A 12,696-nucleotide genomic window follows, 5' to 3' on the forward strand; every position below is an offset into this window, starting at 1 on the left:
CTATCCACACCTTTCGAAAAGTGTCGCAATCCCGAGCCCGCCGCCAATACCTAATGTGGCTATACCAAACCGGTCAACTGACGTCATTTCCCTTAGAAGTGAAGTCACTAAAATAGCTCCTGACGCACCATAAGGATGTCCGAATGCAATCGCACCACCGCCTTTGTTAAGCTTATCCCACGGTATATCAAGTTCTTGAGCGGACGCGACGACTTGGGACGCGAATGCCTCATTCAGCTCAAATACATCAATGTCGTTTATAGAAAGGTTCATTCGCTGTAATAGTGTGTTTACAGCTGGAACTGGTCCGATTCCTGGCAAGTTTGGATCGACACCTGCAGTCACAGCATCGATAAACTTTAATTTTGGAGCGAGCTGCAGCTCTTTCGCTTTTTCTTCACTCATTACGAGTACGATAGATGCACCATCGTTTAAGCCACACGAATTTGCGGCTGTAACAGTTCCGTTGTCTTTAAATGCAGGTTTCGCTCTTTTAATAATTCTTTCCATAACAGACAGCCTCTTGCTACCTTCGTCAATGGGAGGTACATCCTTATAGGCAACGAGTTCTTTTTTAAAGCGATTTTGTTCGATGGATGCAATCGTTCGCTTATAGCTTAAAAGCGCATATTCATCCTGAATGGCACGGGTTATGCTGTATCTTTCAGCCACGTTCTCAGCTCCAACACCCATATCAGGATCACCTATAGAATCGGGAGAAAATCGAGCTCTTCTTGGAAACGTTGATGTACTCACAGATTCAGTACCACCTGCTAAATATATGTCTCCTGCTCCAGATTGAACGAGACGACATGCGAGGTTCACCGCTTCAAGTCCAGAACCGCATTGACGATCAACTGTAAAACCAGGAACGGTAACCGGAAGACCTGCCGTTAAAGCAGATAAGCGCGCAAGGTTCCCGCCAGGACCAACTGTATTCCCTAAAATTACATCTGACACCATTTCTGGAGGAATGTTATTTTCTCGTAATATATCTTGGATGACAGCAGCCGCTAGTTTTTCCGCTCCAACATCTTTAAAGTAACCAGCCTTTTTTCCGATCACAGTCCGTTTGGCATCGATAATAACAGCTTTTCTCATGAACTGAAAACTCCTTGGCTATAAATCTCTTTTACCTTTGACCGTGCTATTTTTCCGCTCGACGTATAAGGAAATTCTTTTGTAAAAATGATGTGCTTAGGCACTTTAAATGTTGATAGATGTTTCCTGCAAAACCGATGGATATCACGAACTGTCAGGTCTTCTTTCTCATTTAAGATGATCGCGGCTGAAACCTTTTCTCCCCAATATGAATCTGGCATCCCAAAAACGACTGCTTCTTCAATACCATCTAGTGAATGGAGTACATTTTCGATTTCTTCAGGATAAACGTTTTGTCCTCCCGAGATAATCATGTTGTTGCTGCGACCAATAATGTACAGATCACCTTCTGCATCTAGCTTGGCCAGGTCTCCTACTGTCAGCCAGCCATCTCCGTCCCACACTTCTTTATTCGCATCAGGCCGGTTAAGATAATGTGAAAAAAGCATCTCACTTTTTACATAAAGAGTACCTATTTCACCTTTTTCCACTTCGTATCCATCTTTTCGAATGGAAAGTTCCACATTATGAAATGGACGTCCTACAGATGAAGGCTTTTGTATGGCAGCGCGATGATTGATAAAGCTTACAAAACTCAATTCAGACGCACCGTAAAACTCAAAAAGCTCTGTTTTAGGAAATAAAATATTAATCTTATCTTTAAGTCCGGGTTCCCATTTGGCTCCTGAGGATATAATTTTCTTTAGTCTTGGAGTGTCATGCTGATGATCCATTTCTTTAGTAAGTGCAGCAAGCATAGTAGGGACAGCATAAAGAGCTGAAAACTGGTCTGTTTCGATCTCTTTTAAAGTTTGGGCAGCTGAAAACTTTGGCAGCAGCTTGACCGTTCCGCCTAAATAAAGCGTGCTGATGGCTGCATATAAAAACAAAGAATGCACGAGTGGTCCAGGTACAAGTACTGTGTTACTCTCTGTTAGTCCAAAATCTTTTTTACTGCACGCAAAGCTTTTTACCCAAGAACGATGGTTGCGTACAAAGCATTTAGGTACACCCGTTGAACCTGAAGTAAACCCCATATAAAACAAAGATTCGTCAGTCGAAGTACTACATGTTGATTCATGCATTGCGGATACCAGAATTAACTTTGCACCCTTATGATTAAATTTGTTCTGCAGGTTTTCTGTCGTTATTATCAGGTCAGGATGACTTTGGGAAAGCCTTTCGTTCAGTTCACATTCTTTCCATTTCAAATCGAGAGGAATGGAAATCCAGCCTGCAGAAATAGCTCCTAAGAAGTATTGTAGAAAATCAATTCCGTTGGGCAGATATAGTGCTGCTTTTCCTTGAGATTCATTAAATGACTGATCCCTAAAAAAAGAAGCGATCTTTTTAACGTTTTTGTTCAACTCTTGATAGGAAACTCTTTCTTTTCCCATTTGAATCGCTGTTTTTTCGGGATTTAAAAGAGCACTTTTTTGGATTGTATCTGTGATAAGCACAAGAATTCCTCCTATAGAAAAAGACTGCCCGGAGGCAATCTTATTGGCTGATCGTTCTATTTTGAGTAAGAGCGGTCTGGTTTTTAAATAATCTTTGTCTTATTTTAACACCAAGTGTTGCTGCAATAACAGCTTTTATCAAATCGCCCGGCAAGTATGCTAATCCTGAAACTGCCGCTGTCCCCAGGCTGATGTCCATTACAAAAGCAACAACTGGAATACCGCAAAGGTAAACAAAAACGATACCTGCAACGAAATTGTATAAAAAGACTTTCCACACTTGAAGTGGCTGTCTTGCTTTTTCAATTAATAATCCGATTAGGAAAGCTGACAATGGCCAGCTAAGTATATAACCCGCACTCGGTCCTACAAAAACACCTGCACCGCCTCGTCCACCAGCTAATCCTGGTACACCGGCTGCGATCACTAATAAGAATACAATCATACTCATTCCGCCTAGTCTAGCACCAAGTACCACACCTGCAAGCATAACACCAAGAGTTTGTGCAGTAATCGGCACTGGCGTAAATGGTAATACGATTGGCGGCAGGAACCCTAATACAATCATGATTGCTGCAAATAAAGCTACATACGTCATCTCTTTTGTTTTCATGTATAAAACACCTCGTTGTTTTTATGTTAACTAATATATATTTTAAGTTAACATTAAAAGCGCTTCAATGGCAATAATTTATTGTTTTCGCTATAATTGCTTAACAAATAGAAGTTTTTCATAAATAAAAGGTAAATTTATAACAATTATGGTAAAATAGGACAAACAAGATGAAGTTGGAGGAAAAGGCATGGAATTTAAAATCGGTGATATCATTGAAACGTTTGACGGATTAAAAGGAGAAATTACATCTTTATTAACCAACACCGCTGTTGTGGACTTTTCCGTAACAGAAAACTACGAAGAACATTTTGAAGATGCAAAACAAGTAGTCCGATTAAACGATATTAGACAAGTAGTGAATAACTAAATATTATACACAAAAAACAGCCTGCTGAATTGAATGAAATGGGCTGTTTTTATTTATGTTTTTTTTAAAATGACGATAGAAAGGAAGTAAAAATATTAAGAGGAAATTAGGGATTACTAATGTTTTTTTCAAAATTATTTTCAAAAAAGAAAAAGCCCGTTCAAACTTCCCCAGTCAAAACAAAATACAACAAAGCCAACGAACAAATATCAGTTCGCAAGGGAGAACTGGGAGAATACAAAATTACGATCCAATTATCACAGTTTTCAAAAGAATATAGGGTTCTAAATGACATACTATTACCAAATCCAAAAGCAAAGTCCGGATACTCACAGATTGATCATGTTATCCTTTCCCCTTATGGGATCTTTGTTATTGAAACAAAAAATTTTCAAGGTACCATCTATGGATCACCAGCATACAAACAATGGCTTATTAATGGAAAGTTTAAATTTATGAATCCCTTTGTTCAAAATTATGGACATATCGCATGTATAAAAACGTTTGTTGGTCCAAAGTTTAAAGATGCTTTCGTATCAATTGTTTCCTTTACGAAGAGGTGTACCTTTAAGACAGATTTATCTTATAGAAAAATACAGTCTTCAGAATTAATCATATATGATGTAGAGCTAACAGAAACGATTAAAAGAAAAGAAGCAGTGATTAAATTAACAAATCCTATGCCTTTACTGTCAAATGCGGATATTGATGAATGTTATAGGCTTATTACACAGGCAAATATATTTGAAGAAGAAATTAGGAAATTACATATTGATACTTTGAAAAGTAAAAGCTAAACCTACAAAAAATTCCCCAATTCATCAAAGAATGGGGAATTTGTTTAAATCCTAGACTTAATATTTGCTCGATTTATTCGTACCTGAGGAAACAGGATCATCTGCGTTTTTTGATGGAAAGCCTGTATTGTAGTTGCTCAAGCTTTCGTTTTGTGATGATTTGCTTGTCTCTAATGGATTTTCCGTTATTTCCGTCCCGGCATCTTTAAGCTTTGAAGTAATATTATTAAGGTCCCCTCTAGCTTCTTTTGTTGTGGCGAATACATCATTCGATATTTCTTTTAATGTGTTGATGTTTCCAAATACATCATTATTCAAGCGCTGATACAATTCTTGAGCATCGGTAATCGCTTCCTTCAGTGTGTTAGAAGCCGTTTTGAATTGGCTGATCATCTGATCTTTAACCTCACCTGGATTTTGTTTGACCTCTGTTATCATTTTGCTTGATGAATCTTTCAAGCCCACCGCTGTATTCTTTACTTTTGTTCTTGTATTGTAATCAATCAATGCCAAAGCTCCGCCAACTAGCCCGCCAATTACTATACCTTTTAGAAGCTTGCTGTTTTGTCCGTTTTCGTATAAACCATTTTGTGTAGCGTCATTTTGATAAAATTCATCTTGATAGATATCTCCTGAATTAAAATTTTGTGCCATGTTATTTCCTCCTCTAAAGTTATAGTCTCTTGTAACTACGGATTTCCCTTTTATACGATTGATAAACGTCGCAATGCGCCGGTAAATAATGACTGTGTTAAGATTTCTTGCAAAATCTAGTTCATTCCAATGAAACTATATCTACATAAAAAGTTCTATTTTTTCGCATACTAGAGGGAAATCAAGCAAGAAGGAGGTTTATTAAAATGGGAAAAGACAGACAGGAGAAAAAGCTTAGAGAATCAGGCCGCGTTGAGTCAGACCGAGATCAAAGCTTGAAGTATTCAGGTGCAGCAAAAATGGAAAGCCCTGATGAGGCACGTGCTCGTAATCATCAAGATCAATAAACAGCAAAAACACTTGGGAATCCTTCAAAGTCCCAAGTGTTTTTATTTTAGTTTAATCGATCTCACTATAAAAAATGCAATTGATGCGGTTATCGTAATAATAAAAATCGGCAGGATCCACAAACCTAAACCGTCATTTTCCCCTTTTGCAACTTCAGTACTTACCCAGCTCATATAAACGAAGAAAAAGAGAATTTCATTTTTTATAACATTAAGCATCAGCCGTGAATTTTTATATTGTCTTTCTGCATTCTCTTTGGTTATAAAAAGGTAGTTATACACATGAGGAAATTTTTCAAGGACCGTTAGTAGCACCCACATTATTGAACCTATCACGAGTAAGATCCAAAGATTAACTTTACTTCCCCAGCCATCTGGTTCTCCTGCTCCGTTAAAATGGATCGGAACCGTTCCAGGTATCGAACTCCACTGCATGATTAAGTTTGCGGCACCCGCAATAAACAAAATAATAGACACGATGTCTAAAATATTCTCAAGAAAAGTTCTTGGGATTTTTAATTTGGGGCGATTTTCGTAAAACATGCATCCATCTCCTCTTTATCATTTATACGGTTTCTTCCAATTGAAGTTTCATTTAACTGGTTATAAACAAAAAAATAGCTGCCTATCGCGGCAGCTGATCAGTGTACAATTTATTCTTTGCTTATGATCCCGTCATCAAAAGAGATATTTTGGAACTGTGATTGACCAAACTTTTTGTACATAATTCTGACTGTCTTTATATCGCTATCCCACTCATAATCGTTCGGTTCAACTCGTAATACTAAAGAAAAATAATCATCTGGTTTAAATCCCTTTACAGGAAGAAGTGTGTCATTAATCCCTTCTTTTATTGCATCTTCCTCATAATATGCTCCGAAATCCGCCTTACTTATAAATGGTTTAATCCCCATTGGATCATCAACTTTTGCTACGATTGTTCCATCACTTTTAATAAATTCAACCTTTTCAAGCTCAGGAGTACCCATGCCTTCCCACCGAAAATGATAGCTTAAGTAAACCGCTTTTCCTTCTTTAAGAGTTTACTTTCCGATTGTGACATGGCTATACTTCTCAAACTCACCCTCCTTACTAAAGTAACGAAATGCCAATAGAGTACTGATAACAAATACAAATACAACGATCCACATGATAAGAGTTTTTTTCATATCAACTTTCCTTTTGTTGTTTTTCTGTTTTATATTCAGTTAACCTTTCGATAATTCCTTTATGATAACTTTTAGGAAGCAGCGAACAGCTCATAAAAAAAAGATGGCTCATCTAAAAGCCATCTTCCTCACCGTTTATTTACTTTCAATCCCCATCGCGATGATGAACCAGTTGGCTCCGTTCTTGCTTCCAATTTGGAAAAAGAGCGCAATGATTTCTTCACGTGTAAAGTGTTCGGTTAATCTGGTGTACATTTCATCCGGCAGCTGTCCGTGATATGCCATGATGTGATCGGCTAATTCGAGTGCCAATTTGTGACGTTCGGATAGTTCTGCTTCCCCTTTTTTCATCGCTGTTTGCCTTGAAGACTCATCCAGAGTCCCGTAATCCATGTTTTGTCAGTAGTCGCATCCGTTGTTTGATGCGGAACGCAAACGAAGCATTTCCATCAGCTCAGGTTCAAGGATATTATTGAGCGCGTTGTCCATTTGCTGAAATGCATCCAGAATTTCGGGAGCATTTGCAAGGGCTTTTTTAAAAGGTGTACCTTCTACATTAACTTCAGGCAGTCGTGCCATTATTTAGCCTCCTTTTTTTATGTTTTTCTTCTTGTTTTTAGATTACGATACCTTCTTTCATTTTCCAATTTTTCTGCTTTGTAAAAATATTCAGATATAGTTTTTACATTCGTGTTATGTAATGTTTACTATCGTAACTCTATCTTAAGATAATAGTTAAGTCTTACATGTTACGCTTTATTCATAGTCACATAGACTCATTCATTACTGTGACGTGGTAAGTTATCATTATTTTCAGATAATGTTAAAGGGTTTTGTAGAATATTGTTGAATCCCTATAGCAACCCCAGCCAAGCTTGCTTGGTAAATACATCAGAGGAGTGATTTTATGTTAAAGCGTTTCGTGGCAGGCGCCGCGTCTTTACCATTATTGATATCTTTAGCTCTTCCGGCTTCGGCTGCTGAACCCGAAGTTCTGGAGGCTTCATTTACATCTGCTGCTAAACAGCAGGCTGCACCACAGGAAATTATCGTTCATTATAAAGATTCAGTTTCTGCTGCTTCAGCTGAAAATGGTGCTTCAAGGTTTGGCGAGGTTGTCGATTCAACTGAAGATTTTACTGTTGTAAAGGTGAGCGGCAATGTAGCAGATGCTGTTAAGAAGTTTGAAAGTCTTGATTCTGTAGAGTACGCTGAGCCGAATACTACTTTACACGCAAGCTATGTTCCAAATGATCCTGATTATAAAACGAAACAATATGCTCCTCAAAAAGTTAGTGCTGAACAGGCTTGGGACACTACGCAAAGTGCATCCAGCGTTAAAATTGCGGTGATCGACACTGGCGTTGATTACAACCACCCTGATTTATCAGGAAAAGTAATCAAAGGTGCAGATTTTGTTGATGACGATAACGATCCGATCGACGAAAACGAACATGGTACACACGTTGCTGGTATCGCTGCGGCTAACACGAATAACGGTGTTGGGATCGCAGGTCTTGCTCCTAAAGCTTCTATTCTAGCGGTTCGTGTACTGGATGCGGAAGGGAGTGGATCACTGGACGATGTTGCTCAAGGAATTCGATATGCTGCTGACCAAGGTGCACAAGTTATCAATTTAAGTCTTGGCGGTTCAATTGGTTCACAGACTCTTCAAGATGCGGTTAACTACGCTTGGAATAAAGGTTCGGTCGTTGTTGCGGCTGCAGGTAACTCTGGCGTTGCTCTGCCAAGCTACCCGGCTTATTATTCAAATGCGATCGCAGTAGCTGCTACTGATCAAAACGACCAGAAAGCTTCCTTCTCAAACTTCGGTACATGGGTTGATATTGCAGCACCTGGGGTAGATATTTATTCTACGATACCAAATAATCAATATGCGAGTTTCTCTGGAACTTCCATGGCATCACCGGTTGTTGCGGGTGTAGCAGGACTTCTAGCTGCCCAAGGTAAGAACGCTTCACAAATTCGGGCAGCACTTGAAGATACAGCTGATCCTGTAACTGGTACAGGCACGCTGTTCCAAAACGGACGTGTGAACGCAGCAAAAGCTGTTCAGCAATAAATAGATGTTTCATAGCCTCCGGACATACATGTTCCGGAGGTTTTTTGTTTAAACTTCGCCGCTTTTTGAAACACTGATAAAAAGGTTGAGGTATGAGCGGAGGAATTCCTATGTTTGGTTTTGGAAAAAAGAAAAAGCATGAGCAAGGCAAGGAAGATGGAACTCAAGTTCAGTCTACTAATGCAGAAAAAAAACAAACCGAAAAAGAAGCAGAAGAAAAGATTGTGTATTTCTTTTTAATCAGTACCGCGATATTCGGTGTGGTTTTATTGGTTATTGGTATTTCGAAAGAGTTTACTTGATAACTCAAACTTATAACATGGTCCTCTTTTTTATAAAAGAAGGCTTTTTTCTGTGAATGAGGGCCACGTCTTCAAACAAAAAAATAGTCGTTTTATGTAGAAGGACTCTAGTAGATTGTGTCGAATTTTGATTTTAAGAGATGAAAAATAAGTAAAAATCAAAAACGCTCAGGAGGATGTTTTTCACTTCCCCCTAAGCGCTTTGATTTCTTTTTTAAGTGCATTCAGTTGGTCTTGAATATCTTTCATCTGAGTTTCTTGTTCCTTTGCTTCTTTCTGTTCTTGAATTTTGTCGAGGTAAATCTGCTTGAGTGCGACCGCAGCAGCTATCGTGGCAAGAAAATCACCTGCTGTAACCAGTGTGGATCCGAACAAAGCGAGTTCAGCGGCAAATGTATCTGCGTCTTTTACGCCAGCAAGGTAATCTTCTTCTGCAGCTTCCAATATGACGTCGACAACACGTTGGTTCAAGACACTCACTCCTTCACACCTGCTTTTTAATACAATATGCGTTTGCCCTAGTTGCGGTGCTATAGCCTATTTGGTTTCAAATTTGTTTTTAATTAGCAAATTATTCTTTTTTTCGTCATTGTTTCTTGAATGTGTAGGCATTTCGACCGATATAAAAGATATTAGGGGAGGTTTGGCGATGGAACAGTGGCTTTCTTTTCGAATTCCGTTTGATATTTTTTCGATCTATATCTTGCTCGCAGCTTTTATTGTAGTCGGAATTTTTTCAAGCCTGCTTCGAACAGCCTTACCAGAGTGGTCAGTCAAAATCTTTAGTTACGCAGGGTTTTTAGGAGTCGTTTTTGCTTGGTTAAAGCTTTTGGAATATTAATACTTACATAAATAAAACGCCCGTGGTCACGATGGCCACCGGGCGTTTTTCGTTTATATGGCTTTGAAAAGGAGTTTTCTGAGAACTGGCATGAGATAGTCAACAAGTTCAGCAGCACTTGGCACGACAACGTTTTGCGGACCATAGATATTCTGCATGAGCTTCTCTTCTTCCTCTGTAATTTCACCGTTCGCGATGAACATGCCGATCGTTTCGATTCCAAGCTTTCGTGTACGGGTTACGGCTTCGTGTGTATCGAGTACTCCGTGCGATTCGTAATCGAAAGCTGCTGGTTCACCGTCAGAGAAAACGAGCAGAATTTTTTGCTGCTCCGGGCGTTTTGCAAGTTCTTCACCCATCCGGCGGATTGAGTAGCCGTCGCGGTTATCTTCCTGCGGCTCGAGCTGCATGATGGATGCCCCTGGCTGATGAAGTGAATTTCTGTACGAGATCACTTCATGAAAATAGTTCGGCTGATCATCTGTTGTCGCGTCAGCTGCTTCTTCCCAGAAACCTACGACTGAGTGCGGAATTCGGAGAGCTTTTAACGTTTCATGAAAAAGAACGATCCCTTTTTGCGTCTCTTCCATCTTGTTAAACATCGACGCTGAACAGTCGACAAGTAGCGTGAAGGTCGTGTCCAGTTCATGCTGCGACTCTTGTTTTTTTCTAAAAAGTCTCGGGTTTTTGTCTGTTGCAAGTCTTGTAAGCTTCTTTCCTAGTCGTCCAAAGTGCAGGTCTTCCCTTGGTGCTGAGCGTTTATGTTCCATCGTTTTTAGGAAATTCTGTTTGAGCTGTATGACAAATGGTGCAATTTCTTGTTCAAAGAGCTGGTATTGAGCAATTTCTTCTGATGTTGCCGGTTTCGCAGGCAGGGTATGCTCTGTAACGTTTTTGTTCACTTCGCCATATCGGTAATGATTCGATGAGTCTGAGCCGGTTTGGTTGTTGTCGGTTTCTGCTTCATGTTCGTTTTGAGAGTTGAAGTCGTTGTTATCCGTCGTTTGAGCGCTCGTTTGGACGGAGCCAAATACGGCGTCACCACTATCCGCTTCCCTTGCCGCTTCTCCTAAAAGATCCGTATTTGTCCCTTGATCAAGGTCCATTTGTAAAAATGAATCCTGCGGGTCAGACGTTTCATCATGCCAGGAAGAATACTCTTCTTTCTCCTGTTCGTCTTTTTTCTCTTCTTTATCGTCGTCTTTTTTGATGGTTTTTTTCGTTTTTGTCTCCGTGTTGCGGGTTAAGTCATCAAACGTTTCGCTATCATTTTCTATACCTGATATTTTCGGTTTATCGCTAAAACTGCGGTAGGCTGTTTTCATGTCTGCAAATTCTAGGTGTTTTTTTGTGATCTCCGCAATTTGAATTACGATTGCTGCTATATCTCTTGTTGACTCAGCAGTTGTAAGCTGTGCAAGGAATGGACGCAGTTCCTGATAGAGTGTCTGTGTATCAGGCGGCACAGCAACAAAACGTTTATTCGCTAAAAGAATAACATGGCAAAATAAAGCGTCCAAAATGCGCTTTTGCTGTATATGCTTTCGGTATTCACGGTTGTAATGCACCTGGAACGTCTCTTTCCGGAGCTTGAACGCATGTGTCATCCCGGGCCTGTTCGTTATGCAAATCTGTTCCAAGCGGAAATCTTCCGCAAAAAGCAGAATCTGTTTTAAGAACTCACGGTGCGGATGTGATTTGAGTTCATCGAATGTATTCCAGATCACGTTATCATCGGTATGAAACTGAGTGCCATAACTGCGTAAATAAACGTCGGATTTCCAGCCTTCAAGCTGAATCTCCTGTGGGAATGGGTTCCAAAACTGACTGACATGAGTGATCCCCTTCATTCTCTCGAGGTTAGAATGGTATGAGAAAGACACGTCCATCTTTTCTACCTTTGAAAGGGAACGTGCAAGGTCAATCAACTGCATATGAATGAAAGAATCGATCTTTGTATCCGCAAAAACTAGGAATTTCATCTAGGCGAAACCTCCAAAATCATCGTGGGAAATAAATTGTAGGGGGTCTGACCCCATTTCCCAGCTTACACAAACAGCGTCGCGGCCACGTTGGAAACGAGGGCGCGTTCGCGGGCGTCTTCAAGCTTATCAGCGATTGCGCGCTGGATTGCACGCTTCGCCGGCAAGTAAACGGAGAGGTCGGCAGCATCCAGCAATGCTCGGATGGATGCGGCATCTTCAGATAGATGGCCAGCTTTCGCCTGACCGATGAGGTCTGAAGAAAGCTGTACAAACTTCGCAAGCACCTCTTCGTCCTTTTGCTGAGACTGACTTTTTAGCATTTCTTTTAACGTATCCCCCTGAATATAAGGCACCTCGATTACAACGAAACGATTTTTCAACGCTTCATTCAACGGCACCGTTCCGATATATCCTTCGTTGATCGCAGCGATCGCATTGAAACCAGGCTGAGCTTTTACCACTTCCCCTGTAAACGGGTTAGCGATCGTACGTCGATAATCAAGCATACCGTTTAGAATCGGCAGCGTTTCAGGCTTCGCGATATTTATCTCATCGATGTACAAGAAGTGACCGTTGTTCGCCGCTTTTGTTACAGGGCCAGGGATGAACTCAATCTCTTGTTTGCCGTCTTTGTAGCTTAGCGTTTTATGACCAAGAAGCGCTTCAGCATCAAGGTCAACTGAAGCATTCACCTGGTGCAGCGGCTGTCCAAATATACTTGATAGCAGTTCTGCAAGCTTTGTTTTACCTGATCCTGTCGGCCCTTTCAGCAATACATTTTTACCTAACGCAAGTGCGATAACCGCATCTTCCACGAGCGAAGAGTCAGGTGCTGTGTAGCCCGGCTTTCCGATCAGTTCTTTATATACATCCGGTAATTTTTTTATTCGTTGAGCCGCCTCATTCTGCAGCTTTTCTTTTATCTCAATCGGGATTTGAAGGTTCATTATAAAAAATCCTTTCTTTCATCTATC

The 12,696-nt window shown here is 40.2% G+C and carries 18 protein-coding genes; 6 read left to right on the forward strand and 12 right to left on the reverse strand.

Features of this window, described 5'->3' with window-relative positions; translation table 11 throughout:
- Genes ABE41_RS18520 through ABE41_RS18530 form a run of 3 tightly spaced genes read right to left on the reverse strand, consistent with a single transcriptional unit; the run spans position 1 to position 3,174 of the window.
- A complete protein-coding gene (locus ABE41_RS18520) occupies positions 1–1,101 on the reverse strand; it encodes an acetyl-CoA C-acyltransferase (RefSeq protein ID WP_066293599.1) in 1,101 nt (366 codons plus the stop codon).
- Positions 1,098–2,561 carry an AMP-binding protein gene (locus ABE41_RS18525; RefSeq protein ID WP_066293601.1) on the reverse strand — a complete coding sequence of 488 codons (1,464 nt, stop codon included), beginning with the start codon at positions 2,559–2,561 and terminating at the stop codon, positions 1,098–1,100. Before ABE41_RS18525 ends, ABE41_RS18520 begins: the two co-directional genes overlap by 4 nt.
- A 40-nt stretch (positions 2,562–2,601) precedes the next feature.
- Complete coding sequence (locus tag ABE41_RS18530; RefSeq protein WP_066293602.1) at positions 2,602–3,174, reverse strand: biotin transporter BioY; 573 nt, start codon at positions 3,172–3,174, stop codon at positions 2,602–2,604.
- 190 nt (positions 3,175–3,364) lie between these two features.
- Between ABE41_RS18530 and ABE41_RS18535 the strand changes: the two genes are divergently transcribed.
- Together ABE41_RS18535 and ABE41_RS18540 are read left to right on the forward strand one after the other, a co-directional pair.
- Positions 3,365–3,544, forward strand: coding sequence for a DUF2187 domain-containing protein (locus ABE41_RS18535; RefSeq protein ID WP_066293605.1), 180 nt, complete (start codon positions 3,365–3,367; stop codon positions 3,542–3,544).
- Positions 3,545–3,663: 119 nt separating this feature from the next.
- Positions 3,664–4,341, forward strand: a complete 678-nt coding sequence (locus tag ABE41_RS18540; protein ID WP_066293607.1) for a nuclease-related domain-containing protein — start codon at positions 3,664–3,666, stop codon at positions 4,339–4,341.
- A gap of 57 nt (positions 4,342–4,398) precedes the next feature.
- Here the strand turns inward: ABE41_RS18540 and ABE41_RS18545 are convergent, their stop codons facing one another.
- The gene (locus ABE41_RS18545) at positions 4,399–4,995 is read right to left on the reverse strand and encodes a hypothetical protein (protein ID WP_066293608.1); all 597 of its coding nucleotides are present in this window, start codon (positions 4,993–4,995) and stop codon (positions 4,399–4,401) included.
- Positions 4,996–5,201: 206 nt separating this feature from the next.
- Between ABE41_RS18545 and ABE41_RS18550 the strand changes: the two genes are divergently transcribed.
- Positions 5,202–5,342, forward strand: a complete 141-nt coding sequence (locus tag ABE41_RS18550) for a YpzI family protein (protein ID WP_066293612.1) — start codon at positions 5,202–5,204, stop codon at positions 5,340–5,342.
- A 42-nt stretch (positions 5,343–5,384) separates the two neighbouring features.
- Here ABE41_RS18550 and ABE41_RS18555 read toward each other — a convergent pair whose 3' ends face one another.
- The 5 genes from ABE41_RS18555 to ABE41_RS18570 all read right to left on the reverse strand — a co-directional run bounded on the left by ABE41_RS18555 (position 5,385) and on the right by ABE41_RS18570 (position 7,090).
- On the reverse strand, positions 5,385–5,885 hold the full coding sequence (locus tag ABE41_RS18555) for a DUF1648 domain-containing protein (RefSeq protein WP_066293615.1): 501 nt from the start codon (positions 5,883–5,885) through the stop codon (positions 5,385–5,387).
- A gap of 110 nt (positions 5,886–5,995) precedes the next feature.
- Entirely contained in the window at positions 5,996–6,331 is a 336-nt protein-coding gene (locus tag ABE41_RS18560) for a hypothetical protein (protein WP_066293618.1), read from the reverse strand.
- Positions 6,332–6,385: 54 nt separating this feature from the next.
- On the reverse strand, positions 6,386–6,511 hold the full coding sequence (locus ABE41_RS21480; RefSeq protein WP_301336194.1) for a hypothetical protein: 126 nt from the start codon (positions 6,509–6,511) through the stop codon (positions 6,386–6,388).
- Between the two features lie 135 nt (positions 6,512–6,646).
- Positions 6,647–6,904, reverse strand: coding sequence for a carboxymuconolactone decarboxylase family protein (locus ABE41_RS18565; RefSeq protein ID WP_066293620.1), 258 nt, complete (start codon positions 6,902–6,904; stop codon positions 6,647–6,649).
- A gap of 6 nt (positions 6,905–6,910) precedes the next feature.
- On the reverse strand, positions 6,911–7,090 hold the full coding sequence (locus ABE41_RS18570) for a carboxymuconolactone decarboxylase family protein (protein ID WP_066293623.1): 180 nt from the start codon (positions 7,088–7,090) through the stop codon (positions 6,911–6,913).
- 328 nt (positions 7,091–7,418) lie between these two features.
- Here ABE41_RS18570 and ABE41_RS18575 point away from each other — a divergent pair, with 328 nt between their 5' ends.
- Together ABE41_RS18575 and ABE41_RS18580 are read left to right on the forward strand one after the other, a co-directional pair.
- Positions 7,419–8,594, forward strand: a complete 1,176-nt coding sequence (locus ABE41_RS18575) for a S8 family peptidase (protein ID WP_066293630.1) — start codon at positions 7,419–7,421, stop codon at positions 8,592–8,594.
- Between the two features lie 110 nt (positions 8,595–8,704).
- Positions 8,705–8,896 carry a hypothetical protein gene (locus ABE41_RS18580; protein WP_066293631.1) on the forward strand — a complete coding sequence of 64 codons (192 nt, stop codon included), beginning with the start codon at positions 8,705–8,707 and terminating at the stop codon, positions 8,894–8,896.
- 183 nt (positions 8,897–9,079) lie between these two features.
- Here the strand turns inward: ABE41_RS18580 and ABE41_RS18585 are convergent, their stop codons facing one another.
- Complete coding sequence (locus ABE41_RS18585) at positions 9,080–9,367, reverse strand: hypothetical protein (RefSeq protein WP_066293633.1); 288 nt, start codon at positions 9,365–9,367, stop codon at positions 9,080–9,082.
- 178 nt (positions 9,368–9,545) lie between these two features.
- Here ABE41_RS18585 and ABE41_RS18590 point away from each other — a divergent pair, with 178 nt between their 5' ends.
- Complete coding sequence (locus tag ABE41_RS18590) at positions 9,546–9,737, forward strand: hypothetical protein (protein WP_066293637.1); 192 nt, start codon at positions 9,546–9,548, stop codon at positions 9,735–9,737.
- A 53-nt stretch (positions 9,738–9,790) separates the two neighbouring features.
- Here the strand turns inward: ABE41_RS18590 and ABE41_RS18595 are convergent, their stop codons facing one another.
- Positions 9,791–11,719: a vWA domain-containing protein gene (locus ABE41_RS18595; protein ID WP_066293642.1), complete on the reverse strand. Its 1,929-nt coding sequence runs from the start codon at positions 11,717–11,719 to the stop codon at positions 9,791–9,793.
- Positions 11,720–11,784: 65 nt separating this feature from the next.
- Positions 11,785–12,669 (reverse strand): ATP-binding protein, encoded by an 885-nt coding sequence (locus ABE41_RS18600; RefSeq protein ID WP_066293644.1) that lies wholly within the window; start codon positions 12,667–12,669, stop codon positions 11,785–11,787.
- Positions 12,670–12,696 lie beyond the last annotated feature (27 nt).

The sequence above is a fragment of the Fictibacillus arsenicus genome (assembly GCF_001642935.1).
Classification (GTDB): Bacteria; Bacillota; Bacilli; order Bacillales; family Fictibacillaceae; genus Fictibacillus; species Fictibacillus arsenicus_B.

Coding starts and splice junctions, on each gene's coding strand:
- ABE41_RS18520 (WP_066293599.1), bottom strand. CDS start 1,101: ATGAGAAAAGCTGTTATTATCGATGCCAAACGGACTGTGATCGGAAAA.
- ABE41_RS18530 (WP_066293602.1), bottom strand. CDS start 3,174: ATGAAAACAAAAGAGATGACGTATGTAGCTTTATTTGCAGCAATCATG.
- ABE41_RS18535 (WP_066293605.1), top strand. CDS start 3,365: ATGGAATTTAAAATCGGTGATATCATTGAAACGTTTGACGGATTAAAA.
- ABE41_RS18540 (WP_066293607.1), top strand. CDS start 3,664: ATGTTTTTTTCAAAATTATTTTCAAAAAAGAAAAAGCCCGTTCAAACT.
- ABE41_RS18545 (WP_066293608.1), bottom strand. CDS start 4,995: ATGGCACAAAATTTTAATTCAGGAGATATCTATCAAGATGAATTTTAT.
- ABE41_RS18550 (WP_066293612.1), top strand. CDS start 5,202: ATGGGAAAAGACAGACAGGAGAAAAAGCTTAGAGAATCAGGCCGCGTT.
- ABE41_RS18555 (WP_066293615.1), bottom strand. CDS start 5,885: ATGTTTTACGAAAATCGCCCCAAATTAAAAATCCCAAGAACTTTTCTT.
- ABE41_RS18560 (WP_066293618.1), bottom strand. CDS start 6,331: ATGGGTACTCCTGAGCTTGAAAAGGTTGAATTTATTAAAAGTGATGGA.
- ABE41_RS21480 (WP_301336194.1), bottom strand. CDS start 6,511: ATGAAAAAAACTCTTATCATGTGGATCGTTGTATTTGTATTTGTTATC.
- ABE41_RS18565 (WP_066293620.1), bottom strand. CDS start 6,904: ATGGATTACGGGACTCTGGATGAGTCTTCAAGGCAAACAGCGATGAAA.
- ABE41_RS18570 (WP_066293623.1), bottom strand. CDS start 7,090: ATGGCACGACTGCCTGAAGTTAATGTAGAAGGTACACCTTTTAAAAAA.
- ABE41_RS18575 (WP_066293630.1), top strand. CDS start 7,419: ATGTTAAAGCGTTTCGTGGCAGGCGCCGCGTCTTTACCATTATTGATA.
- ABE41_RS18580 (WP_066293631.1), top strand. CDS start 8,705: ATGTTTGGTTTTGGAAAAAAGAAAAAGCATGAGCAAGGCAAGGAAGAT.
- ABE41_RS18590 (WP_066293637.1), top strand. CDS start 9,546: ATGGAACAGTGGCTTTCTTTTCGAATTCCGTTTGATATTTTTTCGATC.
- ABE41_RS18595 (WP_066293642.1), bottom strand. CDS start 11,719: ATGAAATTCCTAGTTTTTGCGGATACAAAGATCGATTCTTTCATTCAT.
- ABE41_RS18600 (WP_066293644.1), bottom strand. CDS start 12,669: ATGAACCTTCAAATCCCGATTGAGATAAAAGAAAAGCTGCAGAATGAG.